This is a genomic window from Enterobacter sp. KB-280D8 (assembly GCF_041399405.1).
Lineage (GTDB): Bacteria > Pseudomonadota > Gammaproteobacteria > Enterobacterales > Enterobacteriaceae > Enterobacter > Enterobacter cloacae_N.
Genome location: NZ_JBGKEC010000002.1, coordinates 465,347 through 484,005, shown reverse-complemented (window position 1 = coordinate 484,005; position 18,659 = coordinate 465,347). Strand labels below are relative to the sequence as shown.

Here is an 18,659-nt window from a genome sequence, read left to right as displayed (position 1 = left end):
ATACAAAAATGCCAGAAGGTCCGGAGATCCGCCGCGCGGCGGATAGCCTGGAGGCGGCGATAAAGGGCAAACCCCTGACCGATGTCTGGTTTGCTTTTCCTCAGCTAAAACCGTTTGAATCAGAGCTGGTGGGGCAGACGGTGACCCACATTGAAACGCGCGGCAAAGCGTTGCTCACGCATTTTTCCCATAACCTGACGTTATATAGCCATAACCAGCTTTACGGCGTCTGGCGCGTGGTGGAGTCGGGTGAACAGCCGCAAACCACCCGCGTGCTGCGCGTCAGGCTGCAAACGGCGGATAAAGCGATCCTGCTGTACAGCGCGTCAGATATCGAAATGTTAACGCCGGAGCAACTGCTCACGCATCCATTTCTTCAGCGTGTCGGGCCGGACGTGCTGGACATGCGCCTGACGGCGAGCGACGTGAAGGCACGTCTGTTATCACTAAAATTCCGCAACCGTCAGTTTTCCGGGCTGTTGCTCGATCAGGCGTTCCTGGCCGGATTAGGTAACTACCTGCGGGTGGAGATCCTCTGGGAAGTGGGGCTGGCGCCGCAGCACAAAGCCTCGCAGCTGAGCGATGAACAGCTGGAGGCGCTGTCGGAGGCGCTGCTGGATATTCCGCGGCTGTCTTACAACACGCGCGGCGTGGTGGATGAGAACAAACATCACGGGGCGCTGTTCCGGTTCAAGGTGTTTCATCGGGCGGGTAAGAAGTGCGAGCGGTGTGGCGGGATAATTGAGAAGACCACGCTCTCTTCACGACCGTTTTACTGGTGTCCTCGGTGCCAGACGTAAAAAAGCCGGGTGGCGGCTACGCCTTACCCGGCCTACATTTCGCACTTATAGGCCCGGCAAGCGAAGCGCCGCCGGGCGTGTTTATTAGCGCTTAATATCAGACTTAAAATCACGCTGCTCGTAGCCGGTATACAGCTGACGAGGACGAGCAATTTTCATGCCTTCGCTGTGCATTTCGTTCCAGTGCGCAATCCAGCCCACGGTACGCGCCATGGCGAAGATCACGGTGAACATGGAAGACGGAATGCCCATCGCTTTCAGAATAATGCCAGAGTAGAAATCGACGTTCGGGTAGAGTTTCTTCTCGATGAAGTACGGGTCGTTCAGCGCGATGTGTTCCAGCTCCATCGCCACTTCCAGCAGATCATCTTTGGTACCCAGCTCTTTCAGCACTTCGTGGCAGGTCTCACGCATGACGGTGGCGCGCGGGTCGTAGTTTTTGTAAACACGGTGACCGAAGCCCATCAGGCGGAAGGAGTCATTCTTGTCTTTCGCACGACGCACGAACTCAGGAATATGCTCAACGGTGCTGATCTCTTCCAGCATCTTCAGCGCCGCTTCGTTGGCGCCGCCGTGCGCCGGTCCCCACAGGGAGGCGATGCCCGCAGCGATACAGGCGAACGGGTTCGCGCCTGAAGAGCCGGCGGTACGGACGGTAGAGGTAGAGGCGTTCTGTTCGTGGTCAGCGTGCAGGATCAGAATACGGTCCATTGCGCGTTCCAGCACCGGGTTCACTTCGTACTCTTCGCACGGCGTGGAGAACATCATGCGCAGGAAGTTACCGGCGTAGGAGAGGTCGTTACGTGGGTACACAAACGGCTGGCCGATGGAGTATTTGTAACACATCGCCGCCATGGTAGGCATTTTGGACAGCAGACGGAACGCCGCGATATCACGGTGACGCGGGTTATTCACGTCAAGAGAATCGTGGTAGAACGCCGCCAGCGCACCGGTAATACCGCACATCACCGCCATCGGGTGAGAGTCACGACGGAACGCATGGAACAGACGGGTAATCTGCTCATGGATCATGGTGTGACGGGTTACGGTGGTTTTGAATTCATCGTATTGCGCCTGCGTCGGCTTTTCGCCGTTCAGCAGGATGTAGCACACTTCCAGGTAGTTGGATTCGGTGGCTAACTGATCGATGGGGAAGCCGCGATGGAGCAGGATACCTTCGTCACCGTCAATGTAGGTGATTTTGGATTCGCAAGATGCGGTAGAGGTAAATCCAGGGTCAAAGGTAAATACTCCTTTGGAACCCAGCGTACGGATATCAATAACATCCTGACCGAGCGTGCCTTTTAGCACATCCAGTTCAATAGCATCATCACCATTTAGGGTGAGTTTTGCCTTTGTATCAGCCATTTACGGTCTCCTTAGCGCCTTATGCTTAAGACTGCTTTTACCGGATTTGCATTCAGCTGTTAATCACCGTTACCAGATTGTTATTTGGCTTACCGCTCAGCTCACGAGGAGTAACCAGGGTACAGAGCTATGGCGCCTTGCAGGTAAACGAATGAAATATCAGTGAAACAACAGCAAATCAGCGTTTTTGCAGTCCGAATTATTCAAACCTGTATATCACTAATAACTGTCCTGATAACTTCGGTCAATACCATCACACTGTTACATAACTATTTGTCAGGTGAAAGAGAGACCTCATAACTTTTGCGCATTATATGCCTTTTCTGATGACGTTTGTAACAATATTGTTTAACATTTGTCAAATCAGATGATTAAAAATTAAAAAGATGTTGTTATCGTGACCCTGATCACTGTTCCAGAGAAAACCCAACAAACTGTATGTAGGTTAATTGTAATGATTTTGTGAACGGCCTATACTGCCGCCAGGTCTCCGGAACACCCTGCAATCCCGAGCCACCCAGCGTTGTAACGTGTCGTTTTAGCATCTGGAAGCAATGTTTTGCATGACGCGCAGTTATAGAAAAGGAACGCTGCTTGACCCGCATCGCAGTCCGGAGGAAGGAAACAATAAGAACAGCATGTGGGCGTTATTCATGATAAGAAATGTGAAAAAACAAAGACCTGTCAATCTGGATCTGAAAACGATCCGGTTCCCCGTAACAGCAATAGCGTCCATTCTGCACCGTGTTTCTGGTGTGATTACGTTTGTGGCGGTCGGTATTTTGCTGTGGTTACTGGGCACCAGCCTCTCTTCCCCTGAAGGATTCCTCCAGGCTTCGGCCATCATGAACAGCTTCTTCGTGAAATTCATCATGTGGGGCATTCTGACCGCGCTGGCATACCACGTCGTCGTGGGTGTTCGCCATATGCTGATGGACTTTGGCTATCTCGAAGAGACCTTCGAAGCCGGGAAACGCTCCGCAAACATTTCATTTGTGATTACTGTCGTGCTTTCACTTCTCGCAGGAGTTCTCGTATGGTAAGCAACGCCTCCGCATTAGGACGCAACGGCGTACATGACTTCATTCTGGTCCGTGCTACCGCTATCGTTCTCACCCTTTACATCATCTATATGATCGGTTTCTTCGCGACCAGCGGCACGCTGACGTGGGAAATCTGGAGTGGGTTCTTCGGATCCGCCTTCACCAAAGTGTTCACCCTGCTGGCCCTGTTCTCCATCCTTATTCATGCCTGGATTGGCATGTGGCAGGTGTTGACCGATTACGTTAAACCGCTGGCGATTCGCCTCCCGCTGCAGCTGGCCATTGTTGTTGCACTGGTGGTTTACGTTATTTATGGATTCGTTGTGGTGTGGGGTGTGTAATGAAACTGCCAGTCAGAGAATTTGATGCTGTTGTAATTGGTGCCGGTGGCGCAGGTATGCGTGCCGCACTACAAATTTCCCAGAGCGGCCAGACCTGTGCGCTGCTCTCTAAAGTGTTCCCGACCCGTTCCCACACTGTGTCTGCGCAGGGCGGTATCACCGTTGCGCTGGGTAACTCCCACGAAGATAACTGGGAATGGCACATGTACGACACGGTTAAAGGTTCCGACTATATCGGCGACCAGGATGCCATCGAATATATGTGTAAAACCGGCCCGGAAGCGATTCTGGAGCTGGATCACATGGGGCTGCCGTTCTCCCGTCTGGAAAATGGCACCATCTATCAGCGTCCGTTTGGCGGCCAGTCGAAAAACTTCGGCGGCGAGCAGGCGGCACGTACCGCGGCGGCGGCTGACCGTACCGGCCACGCGCTGCTGCACACCCTGTATCAGCAGAACCTGAAAAACCACACCACCATCTTCTCCGAGTGGTACGCGCTGGATCTGGTGAAAAACGCCGATGGCGCGATCGTGGGCTGTACCGCGCTGTGCATCGAAACCGGTGAAGTGGTTTACTTCAAAGCCCGCGCTACCGTGCTGGCGACCGGCGGCGCAGGCCGTATTTACCAGTCCACCACCAACGCCCACATCAACACCGGTGACGGTGTCGGTATGGCTATCCGCGCGGGCGTGCCGGTGCAGGATATGGAGATGTGGCAGTTCCACCCAACCGGTATCGCCGGTGCGGGCGTGCTGGTAACAGAAGGCTGCCGTGGTGAAGGTGGCTACCTGCTGAACAAACACGGCGAGCGCTTCATGGAGCGTTATGCCCCGAATGCGAAAGACCTGGCGGGTCGTGACGTGGTGGCACGTTCCATCATGATCGAAATCCGTGAAGGCCGCGGTTGTGACGGCCCATGGGGTCCACACGCGAAGCTGAAGCTCGACCATCTGGGTAAAGAGGTGCTGGAATCCCGTCTGCCGGGCATCCTGGAACTGTCCCGCACCTTCGCCCACGTCGACCCGGTGAAAGAGCCGATTCCGGTTATCCCAACCTGCCACTACATGATGGGCGGTATTCCGACCAAAGTGACCGGTCAGGCGCTTACCGTGAATGAGCAGGGCGAAGACGTGGTTATCCCTGGTCTGTTCGCCGTAGGCGAAATTGCCTGCGTGTCCGTACACGGCGCAAACCGTCTGGGCGGCAACTCGCTGCTGGACCTGGTAGTGTTTGGTCGTGCGGTGGGTCTGCATCTGCAGGAATCCATTGCCGAGCAGGGCGCGCTGCGTGACGCAACTGACGACGAAATTGATGCCTCTCTTGAGCGCCTCAACCGCTGGAACGGTAACCGTAACGGCGAAGATCCGGTTGAAATCCGTAAAGCGCTGCAGGAGTGCATGCAGCACAACTTCTCGGTATTCCGCGAAGGCGACGCGATGGCCAAAGGTCTTGAGCAGCTGAAAGCGATCCGCGAGCGTCTGAAAAATGCCCGTCTGGACGACACCTCCAGCGAGTTCAACACCCAGCGCGTTGAGTGCCTGGAGCTGGATAACCTGATGGAAACCGCGTTCGCGACGGCGATGTCGGCAAACTTCCGTACCGAAAGTCGTGGCGCGCATAGCCGCTTCGACTTCCCAGATCGTGATGACGAAAACTGGCTGTGCCATTCCCTGTATCTGCCAGAGTCGGAAACCATGACGCGTCGTAGCGTCAATATGGAACCGAAACTGCGTCCGGCGTTCCCGCCGAAGATTCGTACTTACTAATGCGGAGACAGGATAATGAAACTCGAATTCTCAGTTTATCGTTATAACCCGGATGTTGATGATGCTCCGCGCATGCAGGATTACACCCTGGAAGCGGAAGAAGGCCGTGACATGATGCTGCTGGATGCGTTAATCCAGCTGAAAGAAAAAGATCCTACGCTGTCGTTCCGCCGCTCCTGCCGTGAAGGGGTTTGTGGCTCTGACGGGGTGAACATGAACGGCAAAAATGGCCTGGCCTGCATCACGCCAATTTCAGCGTTGCAGCGTCCTGGTCAGAAAATTGTTATCCGTCCTCTGCCAGGCCTGCCGGTCGTGCGTGATTTGGTGGTAGACATGGGGCAATTCTATGCACAATATGAGAAGATTAAGCCTTACTTATTGAATAATGGGCAAAATCCACCCGCTCGCGAGCACTTACAGTCTCCTGAGCAGCGTGAAAAACTCGATGGGTTGTACGAGTGTATTCTTTGTGCATGTTGTTCAACGTCCTGCCCGTCGTTCTGGTGGAACCCGGACAAGTTTATCGGCCCGGCCGGTCTGCTGGCTGCCTATCGCTTCCTGATCGATAGCCGCGACACCGAAACCGATAGCCGTCTGGAAGGACTGAGTGACGCTTTCAGCGTATTCCGCTGCCATAGCATCATGAACTGCGTCAGTGTGTGTCCGAAGGGGCTGAACCCGACGCGCGCCATCGGCCATATTAAGTCGATGCTGCTGCAGCGCAGTGCGTAAGTAGTGAGAGGGGAGCGCTGTTCCCCTCACCCTAACCCTCTCCCTAAGGGAGAGGGAACAGATTGCAGAAACCTTTAAAAACTGCCAGTTAAGTAAATAATCGAGACGTTCAGCGCGAGACAAGGCGCGGCTGAACGAATCCCCTGGAGCATAGTTAACTATGTGACTGGGGTGAGTGAAAGCCGCAACGCAGTCGCAGCCGGAACGACGAAGATTATTTAGACAGTTTCTAAAGGTTCCTTCGCGGGCCAATAAGAGCTCGCAGGTGAACCCCGGCACGTACACGTGGTGTGCGTGGTAGTTTCTACGGCGAAAGTAAGCATAAAAATGCTTAAGGGATCACGATGCAGAACGGCGCAATGAAAGCCTGGCTGGACTCTTCTTACCTCTCTGGTGCAAACCAGAGCTGGATAGAACAGCTCTATGAAGACTTCTTAACCGATCCTGACTCAGTGGACGCAAACTGGCGTTCCATGTTCCAGCAGTTGCCTGGTACAGGGGTCAAACCGGATCAATTCCATTCCAAAACACGTGATTATTTCCGTCGTCTGGCGAAGGATGCCTCACGTTACTCTTCTGCGATTTCCGACCCTGACACCAATGCGAAGCAGGTTAAAGTCCTGCAGCTTATCAACGCTTATCGCTTCCGCGGTCACCAGCATGCGAATCTCGATCCGCTGGGACTGTGGAAACAAGACCGTGTGGCCGATCTCGATCCGGCGTATCACGATCTGACCGAGGCCGATTTCCAGGAAAGCTTTAACGTAGGTTCCTTTGCCATCGGCAAAGACACGATGAAGCTGGGCGATCTGATTGACGCGCTCAAGCAAACCTACTGCGGCTCCATCGGCGCGGAATATATGCACATTACCTCTACCGAAGAGAAACGCTGGATCCAGCAGCGCATCGAATCCGTAGCGGGCCACGCGACCTTCTCGGCTGACGAGAAAAAACGCTTCCTGAGTGAACTGACCGCAGCGGAAGGGCTTGAGCGCTATCTGGGCGCGAAGTTCCCGGGCGCAAAACGCTTCTCGCTGGAAGGCGGCGACGCGCTGGTGCCGATGCTGAAAGAGCTGATTCGCCACGCAGGCAAGAGCGGCACCCGTGAAGTGGTGCTCGGCATGGCGCACCGCGGTCGTCTGAACGTGCTGGTCAACGTGCTGGGTAAAAAACCGCAGGACCTGTTCGACGAATTCGCGGGCAAACATAAAGAACACCTCGGCACCGGCGACGTGAAGTATCACATGGGCTTCTCGTCGGATATCGAAACCGAAGGCGGTCTGGTTCACCTGGCGCTGGCGTTTAACCCGTCGCACCTGGAAATCGTCAGCCCGGTGGTTATCGGTTCCGTACGTGCGCGTCTGGATCGTCTGGACGAGCCGAGCAGCAATAAAGTGCTGCCAATCACCATCCACGGCGATGCGGCGGTAACAGGGCAGGGCGTGGTTCAGGAAACCCTGAACATGTCGAAAGCGCGTGGCTACGAAGTGGGCGGTACCGTTCGCATCGTGATCAACAACCAGGTGGGCTTTACTACCTCTAACCCGCTGGATGCGCGTTCTACCCCATACTGCACCGACATCGGTAAGATGGTACAGGCACCCATCTTCCACGTTAACGCGGATGACCCGGAAGCCGTTGCTTTCGTTACTCGCCTGGCGCTGGACTTCCGTAATACCTTCAAACGCGATGTGTTCATTGACCTCTTCTGCTACCGCCGTCACGGCCACAACGAAGCGGATGAGCCAAGTGCAACCCAGCCGCTGATGTACCAGAAAATCAAAAAACACCCGACCCCGCGCAAAATCTATGCTGACAAGCTGGAAAGCGACAAAGTGGCGACGCTGGAAGATGCGACCGAAATGGTTAACCTCTACCGCGACGCGCTGGACGCGGGTGAATGCGTAGTGAAAGAGCTGCGCCCGATGAACATGCACTCCTTTACCTGGTCTCCGTACCTCAACCACGAGTGGGATGAGAGCTACCCGAACAAGGTGGAGATGAAGCGCCTGCAGGAGCTGGCTAAACGCATCAGCACCGTGCCGGACGCTATCGAGATGCAGTCTCGCGTAGCGAAAATTTACGCTGACCGTCAGTCCATGGCGGCAGGCGAGAAGCTGTTTGACTGGGGCGGCGCGGAAACGCTGGCTTACGCGACGCTGGTTGACGAAGGCATTCCTGTTCGTCTGTCCGGTGAAGATGCGGGTCGCGGCACCTTCTTCCACCGTCATGCGGTGGTTCACAACCAGTCTAACGGTTCAACCTACACCCCGCTGCAGCACGTGCACAACGGTCAGGGCCAGTTCAAGGTCTGGGACTCCGTGCTGTCTGAAGAAGCGGTACTGGCTTTCGAGTACGGTTACGCCACGGCAGAACCGCGCACCCTGACCATCTGGGAAGCGCAGTTCGGTGACTTCGCCAACGGTGCGCAGGTGGTTATCGACCAGTTCATCTCCTCCGGCGAGCAGAAATGGGGGCGTATGTGTGGCCTGGTGATGCTGCTGCCGCACGGTTATGAAGGTCAGGGTCCGGAGCACTCCTCCGCGCGTCTGGAACGTTATCTGCAGCTTTGCGCCGAGCAGAACATGCAGGTCTGCGTGCCGTCCACCCCGGCTCAGGTCTACCACATGCTGCGTCGTCAGGCGCTGCGCGGTATGCGTCGTCCACTGGTGGTGATGTCGCCGAAATCCCTGCTGCGTCATCCGCTGGCGGTGTCCAGCCTGGATGAGCTGGCGAACGGCACCTTCCTGCCGGCCATCGGTGAAATTGACGAGCTGGATCCGCAGGCCGTGAAGCGCGTGGTGATGTGTTCTGGTAAGGTTTATTACGACCTGCTGGAACAGCGCCGTAAGAACGATCAGAAAGATGTCGCCATCGTGCGTATCGAACAGCTTTATCCGTTCCCGCATCAGGCGATGCAGGAAGTGCTGAAACAGTACGCTCACGTACATGATTTTGTCTGGTGCCAGGAAGAGCCGCTCAACCAGGGCGCATGGTATTGCAGCCAGCATCATTTCCGTGAAGTGATTCCATTTGGGTCAGCCCTGCGCTATGCAGGTCGCCCGGCCTCCGCCTCTCCGGCGGTAGGGTATATGTCCGTTCACCAGAAGCAGCAACAAGATCTGGTCAATGACGCGCTGAACGTCGATTAATTAAAGGATACATAATGAGTAGCGTAGATATTCTTGTTCCCGACCTGCCTGAATCCGTAGCAGATGCGACCGTCGCTACCTGGCACAAAAAACCAGGCGATGCCGTTAAGCGCGATGAAGTGCTGGTAGAAATCGAAACTGACAAAGTGGTACTGGAAGTACCGGCTTCGGCGGATGGCGTTCTGGACGCGGTGCTGGAAGATGAAGGTACCACCGTCACCTCTCGTCAGATCCTGGGTCGCCTGCGTGAAGGCAACAGCGCGGGCAAAGAGTCCAGCGCCAAGTCTGAAGAGAAAGCCTCTACGCCGGCTCAGCGCCAGCAGGCTTCTCTGGAAGAACAGTCTAACGATGCCCTCAGCCCGGCGATCCGTCGCCTGCTGGCGGAACACAGCCTTGACCCGGCAGCCATTAAAGGCACCGGTGTGGGCGGTCGTCTGACGCGCGAAGATATCGACAAGCACCTGGCGAAAGCGCCAGCTCAGGCAGAAGCGAAAGCCCCTGCGGCAGCACCAGCAGCTCAGCCTGCTCTGGGCGCACGCAGCGAAAAACGCGTGCCAATGACCCGCCTGCGCAAGCGCGTGGCCGAGCGTCTGCTGGAGGCGAAAAACTCCACCGCGATGCTGACCACCTTCAACGAAGTGAACATGAAGCCAATCATGGACCTGCGTAAGCAGTACGGTGACGCCTTTGAAAAACGTCACGGTATCCGTCTGGGCTTTATGTCCTTCTACGTGAAGGCGGTAGTTGAAGCGCTGAAACGCTACCCGGAAGTGAACGCGTCTATCGATGGCGATGACGTGGTTTACCACAACTATTTCGACGTCAGCATGGCGGTTTCTACTCCACGTGGCCTGGTCACCCCGGTTCTGCGTGATGTGGATACCCTGGGTATGGCTGATATCGAGAAAAACATTAAAGAGCTGGCTGTTAAAGGCCGCGACGGCAAGCTGACCGTAGACGACCTGACCGGCGGTAACTTCACCATTACCAACGGCGGCGTATTCGGCTCGCTGATGTCTACCCCGATCATTAACCCGCCGCAGAGCGCGATCCTGGGTATGCACGCTATTAAAGATCGTCCTATGGCGGTAGACGGTAAGGTTGAGATCCTGCCGATGATGTACCTGGCGCTCTCTTACGATCACCGCCTGATCGACGGCCGCGAGTCCGTAGGCTTCCTGGTGGCGATTAAAGAGCTGCTGGAAGATCCAACGCGCCTGCTGCTGGACGTCTAGTTTTGCAGTCTTGCCCGGCGGCGTATGGCTGCCGGGCCAATAAAAGCACGACCTAACGATTACCTGAAGGATGGATAGAACACATGAACTTACATGAATATCAGGCCAAACAGCTGTTTGCCCGGTATGGCTTACCGGCTCCGGTGGGTTATGCCTGTACTACCCCGCGTGAAGCAGAAGAAGCCGCATCTAAAATCGGTTCCGGCCCGTGGGTAGTTAAATGTCAGGTTCACGCTGGTGGCCGTGGTAAAGCGGGCGGTGTGAAGGTTGTTAAGAGCAAAGAAGAGATTCGTGCGTTTGCTGAACATTGGCTCGGCAAGCGTCTGGTGACCTACCAGACAGATGCGAACGGCCAGCCGGTCAACCAGATCCTGGTGGAAGCGGCGACCGATATCGCGAAAGAACTGTACCTGGGCGCGGTTGTTGACCGTAGCTCCCGTCGCGTGGTGTTCATGGCGTCTACCGAAGGCGGCGTGGAAATCGAAAAAGTGGCGGAAGAAACGCCGCATCTGATCCACAAAGTGGCAATCGATCCACTGGCGGGCCCAATGCCTTACCAGGGGCGCGAGCTGGCGTTCAAACTGGGCCTGGAAGGCAAGCTGGTTCAGCAGTTCACCAAGATCTTCATGGGTCTGGCGACCATCTTCCTGGAGCGCGACCTGGCGCTGATCGAGATCAATCCGCTGGTGATCACCACCCAGGGCGATCTGATCTGCCTCGACGGCAAGCTGGGCGCTGACGGCAACGCGCTGTTCCGCCAGCCGGATCTGCGCGAAATGCGCGATCAGTCTCAGGAAGATCCACGTGAAGCACAGGCGGCACAGTGGGAACTGAACTACGTAGCGCTGGATGGTAACATCGGCTGCATGGTTAACGGTGCGGGCCTGGCAATGGGCACCATGGACATCGTTAAGCTGCACGGCGGTGAGCCAGCAAACTTCCTCGACGTGGGCGGTGGCGCAACCAAAGAGCGCGTAACCGAAGCGTTTAAAATCATTCTCTCCGACGACAACGTGAAGGCTGTTCTGGTGAACATCTTCGGCGGTATCGTCCGTTGCGACCTGATCGCAGACGGTATCATCGGTGCGGTAGAAGAAGTGGGTGTTAATGTTCCGGTTGTTGTGCGTCTGGAAGGTAACAACGCTGAACTCGGCGCGAAAAAACTGGCTGACAGCGGCCTGAATATTATTGCAGCGAAAAGTCTGACGGATGCAGCTCAGCAGGTTGTTGCCGCAGTGGAGGGGAAATAATGTCCGTTTTAATTAATAAAGATACCAAGGTTATCTGCCAGGGCTTCACCGGTAGCCAGGGGACTTTCCACTCCGAACAGGCGATTGCCTATGGTACGCAGATGGTTGGCGGCGTAACGCCAGGTAAAGGCGGTACCACCCACCTGGGCCTGCCTGTGTTCAACACCGTGCGTGAAGCGGTAGAAGCGACGGGCGCAACCGCGACCGTGATCTACGTTCCGGCTCCGTTCTGCAAAGACTCCATTCTGGAAGCGATCGACGCAGGCATTAAACTGATCATCACCATCACCGAAGGCATCCCGACGCTGGATATGCTGACCGTGAAGGTGAAGCTGGACGAAGCAGGCGTGCGCATGATCGGCCCGAACTGCCCTGGCGTTATCACCCCGGGCGAATGCAAAATCGGCATCATGCCGGGCCACATTCACAAGCCGGGTAAAGTGGGCATCGTGTCCCGTTCCGGTACCCTGACCTATGAAGCGGTTAAGCAGACCACCGATTACGGCTTCGGCCAGTCCACCTGCGTGGGCATCGGCGGTGACCCGATCCCGGGCTCTAACTTCATCGATATCCTGAAGCTGTTCCAGGAAGATCCGCAGACCGAAGCGATCGTGATGATCGGTGAGATCGGCGGAAGCGCGGAAGAAGAAGCGGCTGCTTACATCAAAGAACACGTGACCAAGCCAGTTGTGGGCTACATCGCGGGTGTGACCGCGCCGAAAGGCAAGCGTATGGGTCACGCAGGCGCGATCATCGCCGGTGGTAAAGGTACGGCTGATGAGAAATTCGCAGCGCTGGAAGCCGCAGGCGTGAAGACCGTTCGCAGCCTGGCGGATATCGGCGAAGCACTGAAATCCATCATTAAGTAAGTCCTCTCTGCTCCCCGAAAGGAGGGCGTTGAAGTATAAAAATGTCCGTTTCGACATGGTTGGCCGCTGTAAAGCGGCCTTTTTTATTGCCTGCGTTTGGCGACAAGCGTGAACTTGTAATCGTCGGTATTGAACACGTTGCGGCTGTATTCAAATACCCGTCCGTCCTTCAGAAACCCGCGGGAGACTTTTTCCAGGATCGGCTTCGCCGGATCGAGCGCCAGCGCGGCAATCGCCTCTTCTGACGGCATGATCGGCACCAGCTCCTGCTCGCTGCGATCGATAACCAGCTTCTTGATCTGCTCAACGTAGTGGTATTTCGAATTCTCCATCACTTCCCAGGTGAGGTCGGGGAACATCGCCAGCGGCATCCACGTTTCTTCCAGATTCACCGGTTTTTGTTTGATAAAGCGGACTCGTTTGACGTGCCAGACTTTATCGTCCGGGTTGATCGCCAGCCGTGCCGCGAGCATATCATCGGCTTTCACCACTTCGAAGACCCTGACGTCGCTGTGCGTATCGACGTTTCGGTCCGCCAGCTTTTCGTAAAATCCGGTGAGCTGGTAAATATCGTAGTTAACCCGCTCCTCTTTTACATACGAGCCGCTGCCCTGAATGCTTTCGACGATCTGCTCATCGGCGAGCAGCTTCAGAGCCTGCCGTACGGTGACACGGCTGACGCTAAAAGCCTCCTGAAGGCTGGACTCCGTCGGGAGTGCGTCCCCGGGTTTTAATTCCCCGGCATTAATTTTCTCGCGGAACGCATCGGCTATCTGCCGGTACATTGGTTTATTGCCCATTTCATCGCGCCTGCTTAATACCTTTTTAGGGAATTATGCATTCAACTGATAATTTGTAAATAATACAACTCAAATACAAATTTGACGGTTAGTGAAAATGATCACATAAATGTATTATTGAGTCTGCCAGAATCCTTCCCAGACAATAACTTTTTATAGGTGAGGATCTTTATGAATCTGACGACTCTGACCGATCCGCGTGCTGTCTGCGTTCAGGCGCAGTTTACTGGCCGTGATGAGGCAATCCGTCAGCTTGCAGCGCGGCTGGTGACGCTGGGCAAAATAGCGGACGCCGATGCCTTTCTGGCGGAAGTTTTCCAGCGTGAATCGTTTGGCCCGACGGCGCTGGGAGAAGGACTGGCCGTGCCTCATGGTAAATCAGCAGCCGTGAAGGAAGCGGCTTTTGCCGTGGCAACCCTGAACGAACCGCTGGAGTGGGAAGGCGTTGACGGGCCGGAAAAGGTTGAGCTGATTTTTCTGCTCGCTATTCCGCCTGCACAAGCCGGTTCGACGCATATTCAGGTGCTAACGGAGCTAACGTCTCGCCTGGCGGATGACGATCTCAGGGCACGGGTGATGGCGGCCTCCACGGCGGAAGAAGTTCTTGCTGCGCTGGAAGCTGCTCCTGATGCGGAAGAGGCCGATGTCGCGGTAAATGCCCCGACAATCGTCTGCGTTACCGCCTGTCCGGCTGGAATCGCCCATACCTACATGGCTGCGGAGTATCTGGAAAAAGCGGGACGCAAACTGGGCGTCAACGTGGTGGTCGAAAAGCAGGGGGCGAACGGCATTGAGGGACGCATCACCGCGCAGCAGCTGCAGGAGGCCAAAGCCTGCATCTTTGCGGCGGAGGTGGCGATCAAGGAGAGCGAACGTTTTCAGGGGATCCCCGCCATTTCAGTGCCCGTTGCGGAACCTCTGCGCCATGCTGAAGCACTCATTGAACGCGCGCTGGCACTCCAGCCCTCAACCGATGCGCGTCAAGTGCATGGCGATCCCGAAACGAAAAAGAGCGTTAAAACTGAACTCAAGCAGGCGCTTCTTAGCGGTATCTCCTTTGCGGTGCCGCTGATCGTCGCCGGCGGGACGGTGCTGGCCGTGTCGGTACTGCTGGCACAAATTCTGGGCCTGCAGCACCTGTTCGACCAGGAAAACTCGTGGCTGTGGATGTACCGCAAGCTTGGCGGCGGCATGCTCGGCATTCTGATGGTACCCGTTCTGGCGGCCTATACAGCTTACTCGCTGGCGGATAAACCCGCGCTGACGCCGGGCTTTGCGGCCGGGCTTGCAGCCAATATGATCGGTTCCGGTTTTCTGGGCGCTATCGTCGGCGGGCTGATCGCGGGTTACCTGATGCGCTGGGTGAAAAATCACATTCGCCTGAGTAGCCGCTTCAACGGTTTTTTAACCTTTTATCTCTATCCGGTTATTGGCGTACTGGGTGCGGGCAGCCTGATGCTGTTTGTGATCGGTGAGCCGGTGGCCTGGCTTAATACTACGCTCACCGCCTGGCTTAACGGTTTATCCGGCGCGAATGCGCTGCTTCTGGGGGCGATCCTCGGCTTTATGTGCTCATTCGATTTGGGTGGCCCGGTCAACAAAGCCTCTTACGCGTTCTGTCTGGGAGCGATGGCTAACGGGGTATACGGTCCCTATGCGATCTTTGCCTCCGTCAAAATGGTGTCGGCCTTCACCGTCACGGCGTCAACGTTGCTGGCACCGAAACTATTCAAACCGTTTGAAATTGAAACCGGTAAATCCACATGGCTGCTTGGCCTCGCGGGCATCACCGAAGGGGCGATTCCGATGGCGATTGAAGATCCGCTTCGCGTCATTGGCTCATTTGTGCTCGGCTCCATGGTAACAGGCGCGATTGTCGGCGCGATGGGGATCGGGCTGTCCACGCCGGGGGCCGGTATTTTCTCTCTTTTTTTACTTCACGATGCCGGGTTGAGCGGTGTGGTTGCGGCGGCGGGCTGGTTTGGCGCGGCGCTGGTGGGTACCGCTATCTCCACCTTTATTCTGCTGCTCTGGCGACGTCAGGCGGTTAAAAAGGGCAAATACGTCATTGAAGACGCCATACCGTAAAAACTCACAAAACAGGAAACGAAGATGAAAGCTGTATCTCGCGTTCATATCACGCCGCATATGCACTGGGACCGTGAGTGGTACTTCACCACTGAAGAGTCACGTATTCTTCTGGTCAATAATATGGAAGAGATCCTGACCCGTCTGGAGCAGGACGATGAATATAAATATTACGTCCTCGATGGTCAGACGGCGGTGCTGGAGGATTATTTTGCCGTCGTGCCCGAAAACCGGGCACGCGTGAAGGCGCTAGTCGAGCGCGGAAAGCTCATTATTGGCCCCTGGTATACCCAGACCGATACCACTATTGTCAGCGGCGAGTCGATTGTCCGCAACCTGATGTACGGTATCCGAGACTGTATGGCGTTCGGCGAGCCGATGAAGATAGGTTATCTGCCGGATTCGTTTGGTATGTCCGGCCAGCTTCCGCATATCTATAACGGATTTGGCATTACCCGCACCATGTTCTGGCGCGGTTGTTCTGAACGACACGGGACCGATAAAACCGAGTTTCTCTGGCAGAGCCAGGACGGCAGCGAAGTTACGGCTCAGGTGCTGCCGCTGGGCTACGCGATTGGTAAGTACTTACCGGAGGACGAAGCCAGGCTGCGAAAACGGCTCGATAGCTATTTCGACGTTCTGGAAAAGGCCTCCGTCACCAAAGAGATTTTGCTGCCCAACGGCCACGATCAAATGCCGCTGCAGCAGAACATTTTTGCGGTGATGGATAAGCTGCGTGAAATCTATCCCCAGCGTCAATTTGTGATGAGCCGTTTTGAGGAGGTGTTTGACCATATCGAGGCGCGCCGCGATGAGCTGGCGACCCTGAAAGGGGAGTTTATCGACGGGAAATATATGCGCGTTCACCGGACAATCGGCTCCACGCGCATGGATATTAAAATCGCCCATGCGCGTATCGAGAATAAAATTGTCAATATTCTCGAACCGCTGGCGACGCTTGCCTGGACGCTGGGCTTCGATTACCACCACGGCCTGCTGGAGAAGATGTGGAAAGAGATCCTCAAAAACCACGCTCACGACAGCATCGGCTGCTGCTGCAGCGACAAGGTGCACCGCGAGATTGTCTCCCGCTTTGCGCTGGCTGAGGACATGGCGGACAACCTGGTGCGTTTCTATATGCGCAAGATTGTCGACAACATGCCGCAAAGCGACGCCGATAAGCTGGTGATGTTCAACCTGATGCCCTGGCCGCGTGAAGAGGTGATGAACACCACGATTCGACTGCGCGCCAGCCAGTTCCGTCTGCGGGATGGTAAAGGCAACGAGATCCCGTATTTCATTCGCAGCGCGCGCGAGCTCGACCCTGGTCTCATTGACCGGCAGATTGTCCATTACGGCAATTACGAACCGTTTATGGAGTTTGATATTCAGCTCAGCCAGATACTGCCGTCGATGGGCTACCGTACGCTGTTTATCGAACCAAACGTGGCCGGGAAGGTGCTCTCGCCGGTGAAAAACACCGAATCCTTGCTCGAAAACGCCTTCTGGCAGATTGATATAAATAACGACGGTACGCTGCGCCTGCGCGACAAAGAAACCGGGCTGATTTATGACCGCGTGCTGGAAATCGAAGAGAGTTCGGATGATGGCGATGAGTACGACTACTCTCCTTCGCGGGAAGAGTGGAGACTCACTTCTGCACAGGGCGAGCATCAGGTCGAGGTTATACACGAAGGCTGGCAGAGCAGGGCGGTGATTCGCCATCAGATCGCGGTACCATCTAATCTGGCCGAACGCGCGGCCGGTCAGCGAAACGGGTCTCTCGGCGCTGAGTTTGAAATCACGCTTAGCCACCACAGCAGACGTATTGATGTGGCAGTGCGTCTGGACAATCAGGCTGACGACCACCGCGTTCGCGTGCTGATCCCAACGCCGTTTATGACAGAGGAAGTGTTAGCGGATACGCAGTTTGGCACTCTCACTCGCCCGGTGCAGGACGCGGCGATGGAAAACTGGCAGGAGGAGGGGTGGAAAGAAGCGCCGGTTCCGGTCTGGAACTTACTCAACTATGCCGTCCTGCAGGAAAAACGAAACGGGCTTGCGCTGTTCACCGAAGGACTACGCGAGTTTGAAGTAGTAGGCGAGGATAAAAAAGCCTTTGCCCTGACCCTGCTGCGCGGCGTGGGGTTACTCGGCAAAGAAGATTTGCTGTTGCGCCCCGGTAGACCTTCAGGAATCAAAATGCCTGTTCCTGACTCCCAGGTGCGCGGTTCGTTAAGCTGTCGCTTTAGCCTCTTCAGCTTCAGTGGAACGCCGGAAAACGCGGGCGTCGCGCAGCAGGCTAAATCGTGGTTAACACCGGTGCAGTGCTATAACAAAATTCCCTGGGACGCGATGAAGCTCAATTGCTCGTCGTTTACCACGCCGGAAAGTTACAGTCTGCTGGCGCTTTCGCCAACGGGATGCGTGCTCAGTACGCTCAAAAAGGCTGAAGATCGAGACGAGCTCATTCTTCGTCTGTTCAACCCTTCACAGTCCAGCGCATGTGACGCGACGCTATCCGTCAATCCGGCGGTGAAGCGGTGCTGCGAAACGGACATGAATGAACGGCTGATGGACCACGGTGAAGACGAAGGCATTGTCGGGGCGTTCAGACCGGGACAGTCGCGAACCTTTAGCCTTCTTCTTGCCTGAGAATCGCTGATATCATTAAAAGGCTGCACTGTTTGCGGCCTTTTTCATTAAATAGTCACTCCGTGGTGTTAAGTTATGGGGTGACAAAAGTAAAATAAATGTAATTACGAAGGGTTGCATAAATACCATGGAAAAATAACCCGGCCCGACTATGCTTTATTGTTTGCCGCGCATCGAAATGAGGCTTTTGTTTCGCGTTAATTAAAATCACTTCTGTTTATATTTTTTTTCGTCTTCGATAACCAATCACATCTTTACATGCACATATCATTAACATGGTTTTTACCATTCTCACCACGATTAAACATAGTTAACATCAAGGTTTGTTTTTGATTTAAATCAAAGTTTAATCCTTGGAAAAAGGTGCTGAAAAGCGCTAAATTGTTCCCGATCAAAATGGCCGAAAAGTGGTAATTTTGCTATAAATTGATCACCGTCGAAAAACGTAAATGTGATTCAATAAAAACCTGTTTATTGTAAGGGTTTTGCAGCGTATTATATTTGCGGTATCAATTTGAGTTTTTTATTAACGTATTTGTAACCTCACGTCATCGTTTTTA

At 55.0% G+C, this 18,659-nt stretch carries 13 protein-coding genes; 11 read left to right on the top strand and 2 right to left on the bottom strand.

Annotated features, from left to right (window positions below; translation table 11 throughout):
• Positions 1–8 precede the first annotated feature (8 nt).
• On the top strand, positions 9–800 hold the full coding sequence (gene nei, locus AB8818_RS07780) for an endonuclease VIII (RefSeq protein WP_192983937.1): 792 nt from the start codon (positions 9–11) through the stop codon (positions 798–800).
• Positions 801–884: 84 nt separating this feature from the next.
• On the opposite strand, the gene AB8818_RS07775 is transcribed toward nei, so the two are convergent.
• Positions 885–2,168, bottom strand: a complete 1,284-nt coding sequence (locus AB8818_RS07775) for a citrate synthase (RefSeq protein ID WP_047347070.1) — start codon at positions 2,166–2,168, stop codon at positions 885–887.
• 638 nt (positions 2,169–2,806) lie between these two features.
• Between AB8818_RS07775 and sdhC the strand changes: the two genes are divergently transcribed.
• From sdhC to sucD, 8 genes are all read left to right on the top strand, one after another.
• Positions 2,807–3,211, top strand: coding sequence for a succinate dehydrogenase cytochrome b556 subunit (sdhC, locus tag AB8818_RS07770; RefSeq protein ID WP_020684965.1), 405 nt, complete (start codon positions 2,807–2,809; stop codon positions 3,209–3,211).
• On the top strand, positions 3,205–3,552 hold the full coding sequence (sdhD, locus tag AB8818_RS07765) for a succinate dehydrogenase membrane anchor subunit (RefSeq protein ID WP_008501088.1): 348 nt from the start codon (positions 3,205–3,207) through the stop codon (positions 3,550–3,552). The genes sdhC and sdhD overlap by 7 nt, the downstream gene beginning before the upstream one ends.
• Positions 3,552–5,318, top strand: coding sequence for a succinate dehydrogenase flavoprotein subunit (sdhA, locus tag AB8818_RS07760; protein WP_032638917.1), 1,767 nt, complete (start codon positions 3,552–3,554; stop codon positions 5,316–5,318). The genes sdhD and sdhA overlap by 1 nt, the downstream gene beginning before the upstream one ends.
• Positions 5,319–5,333: 15 nt before the next feature.
• On the top strand, positions 5,334–6,050 hold the full coding sequence (gene sdhB, locus AB8818_RS07755; protein ID WP_008501090.1) for a succinate dehydrogenase iron-sulfur subunit SdhB: 717 nt from the start codon (positions 5,334–5,336) through the stop codon (positions 6,048–6,050).
• Between the two features lie 344 nt (positions 6,051–6,394).
• Positions 6,395–9,202 (top strand): 2-oxoglutarate dehydrogenase E1 component, encoded by a 2,808-nt coding sequence (gene sucA / locus AB8818_RS07750; protein ID WP_116343910.1) that lies wholly within the window; start codon positions 6,395–6,397, stop codon positions 9,200–9,202.
• 14 nt (positions 9,203–9,216) lie between these two features.
• The gene (gene odhB, locus AB8818_RS07745; protein WP_008501093.1) at positions 9,217–10,437 is read left to right on the top strand and encodes a 2-oxoglutarate dehydrogenase complex dihydrolipoyllysine-residue succinyltransferase; all 1,221 of its coding nucleotides are present in this window, start codon (positions 9,217–9,219) and stop codon (positions 10,435–10,437) included.
• 83 nt (positions 10,438–10,520) lie between these two features.
• Positions 10,521–11,687, top strand: coding sequence for an ADP-forming succinate--CoA ligase subunit beta (gene sucC / locus AB8818_RS07740; RefSeq protein ID WP_006809579.1), 1,167 nt, complete (start codon positions 10,521–10,523; stop codon positions 11,685–11,687).
• Complete coding sequence (gene sucD / locus AB8818_RS07735; protein WP_008501094.1) at positions 11,687–12,556, top strand: succinate--CoA ligase subunit alpha; 870 nt, start codon at positions 11,687–11,689, stop codon at positions 12,554–12,556. The genes sucC and sucD overlap by 1 nt, the downstream gene beginning before the upstream one ends.
• Before the next feature lie 83 nt (positions 12,557–12,639).
• On the opposite strand, the gene AB8818_RS07730 is transcribed toward sucD, so the two are convergent.
• Positions 12,640–13,356 (bottom strand): GntR family transcriptional regulator, encoded by a 717-nt coding sequence (locus AB8818_RS07730; protein WP_166710459.1) that lies wholly within the window; start codon positions 13,354–13,356, stop codon positions 12,640–12,642.
• Between the two features lie 171 nt (positions 13,357–13,527).
• On the opposite strand from AB8818_RS07730, the gene mngA reads away from it, so the two are divergent.
• Together mngA and mngB are read left to right on the top strand one after the other, a co-directional pair.
• Positions 13,528–15,444, top strand: coding sequence for a PTS 2-O-a-mannosyl-D-glycerate transporter subunit IIABC (gene mngA, locus AB8818_RS07725; protein WP_192983935.1), 1,917 nt, complete (start codon positions 13,528–13,530; stop codon positions 15,442–15,444).
• 24 nt (positions 15,445–15,468) lie between these two features.
• On the top strand, positions 15,469–18,099 hold the full coding sequence (gene mngB, locus AB8818_RS07720) for a mannosylglycerate hydrolase (protein ID WP_192983933.1): 2,631 nt from the start codon (positions 15,469–15,471) through the stop codon (positions 18,097–18,099).
• Positions 18,100–18,659 lie beyond the last annotated feature (560 nt).

Excerpts from the sequence above, each read along its gene's own strand:
- nei (WP_192983937.1), top strand. The coding sequence starts at position 9 with ATGCCAGAAGGTCCGGAGATCCGCCGCGCGGCGGATAGCCTGGAGGCG.
- AB8818_RS07775 (WP_047347070.1), bottom strand. The coding sequence starts at position 2,168 with ATGGCTGATACAAAGGCAAAACTCACCCTAAATGGTGATGATGCTATT.
- sdhC (WP_020684965.1), top strand. The coding sequence starts at position 2,807 with ATGTGGGCGTTATTCATGATAAGAAATGTGAAAAAACAAAGACCTGTC.
- sdhD (WP_008501088.1), top strand. The coding sequence starts at position 3,205 with ATGGTAAGCAACGCCTCCGCATTAGGACGCAACGGCGTACATGACTTC.
- sdhA (WP_032638917.1), top strand. The coding sequence starts at position 3,552 with ATGAAACTGCCAGTCAGAGAATTTGATGCTGTTGTAATTGGTGCCGGT.
- sdhB (WP_008501090.1), top strand. The coding sequence starts at position 5,334 with ATGAAACTCGAATTCTCAGTTTATCGTTATAACCCGGATGTTGATGAT.
- sucA (WP_116343910.1), top strand. The coding sequence starts at position 6,395 with ATGCAGAACGGCGCAATGAAAGCCTGGCTGGACTCTTCTTACCTCTCT.
- odhB (WP_008501093.1), top strand. The coding sequence starts at position 9,217 with ATGAGTAGCGTAGATATTCTTGTTCCCGACCTGCCTGAATCCGTAGCA.
- sucC (WP_006809579.1), top strand. The coding sequence starts at position 10,521 with ATGAACTTACATGAATATCAGGCCAAACAGCTGTTTGCCCGGTATGGC.
- sucD (WP_008501094.1), top strand. The coding sequence starts at position 11,687 with ATGTCCGTTTTAATTAATAAAGATACCAAGGTTATCTGCCAGGGCTTC.
- AB8818_RS07730 (WP_166710459.1), bottom strand. The coding sequence starts at position 13,356 with ATGGGCAATAAACCAATGTACCGGCAGATAGCCGATGCGTTCCGCGAG.
- mngA (WP_192983935.1), top strand. The coding sequence starts at position 13,528 with ATGAATCTGACGACTCTGACCGATCCGCGTGCTGTCTGCGTTCAGGCG.
- mngB (WP_192983933.1), top strand. The coding sequence starts at position 15,469 with ATGAAAGCTGTATCTCGCGTTCATATCACGCCGCATATGCACTGGGAC.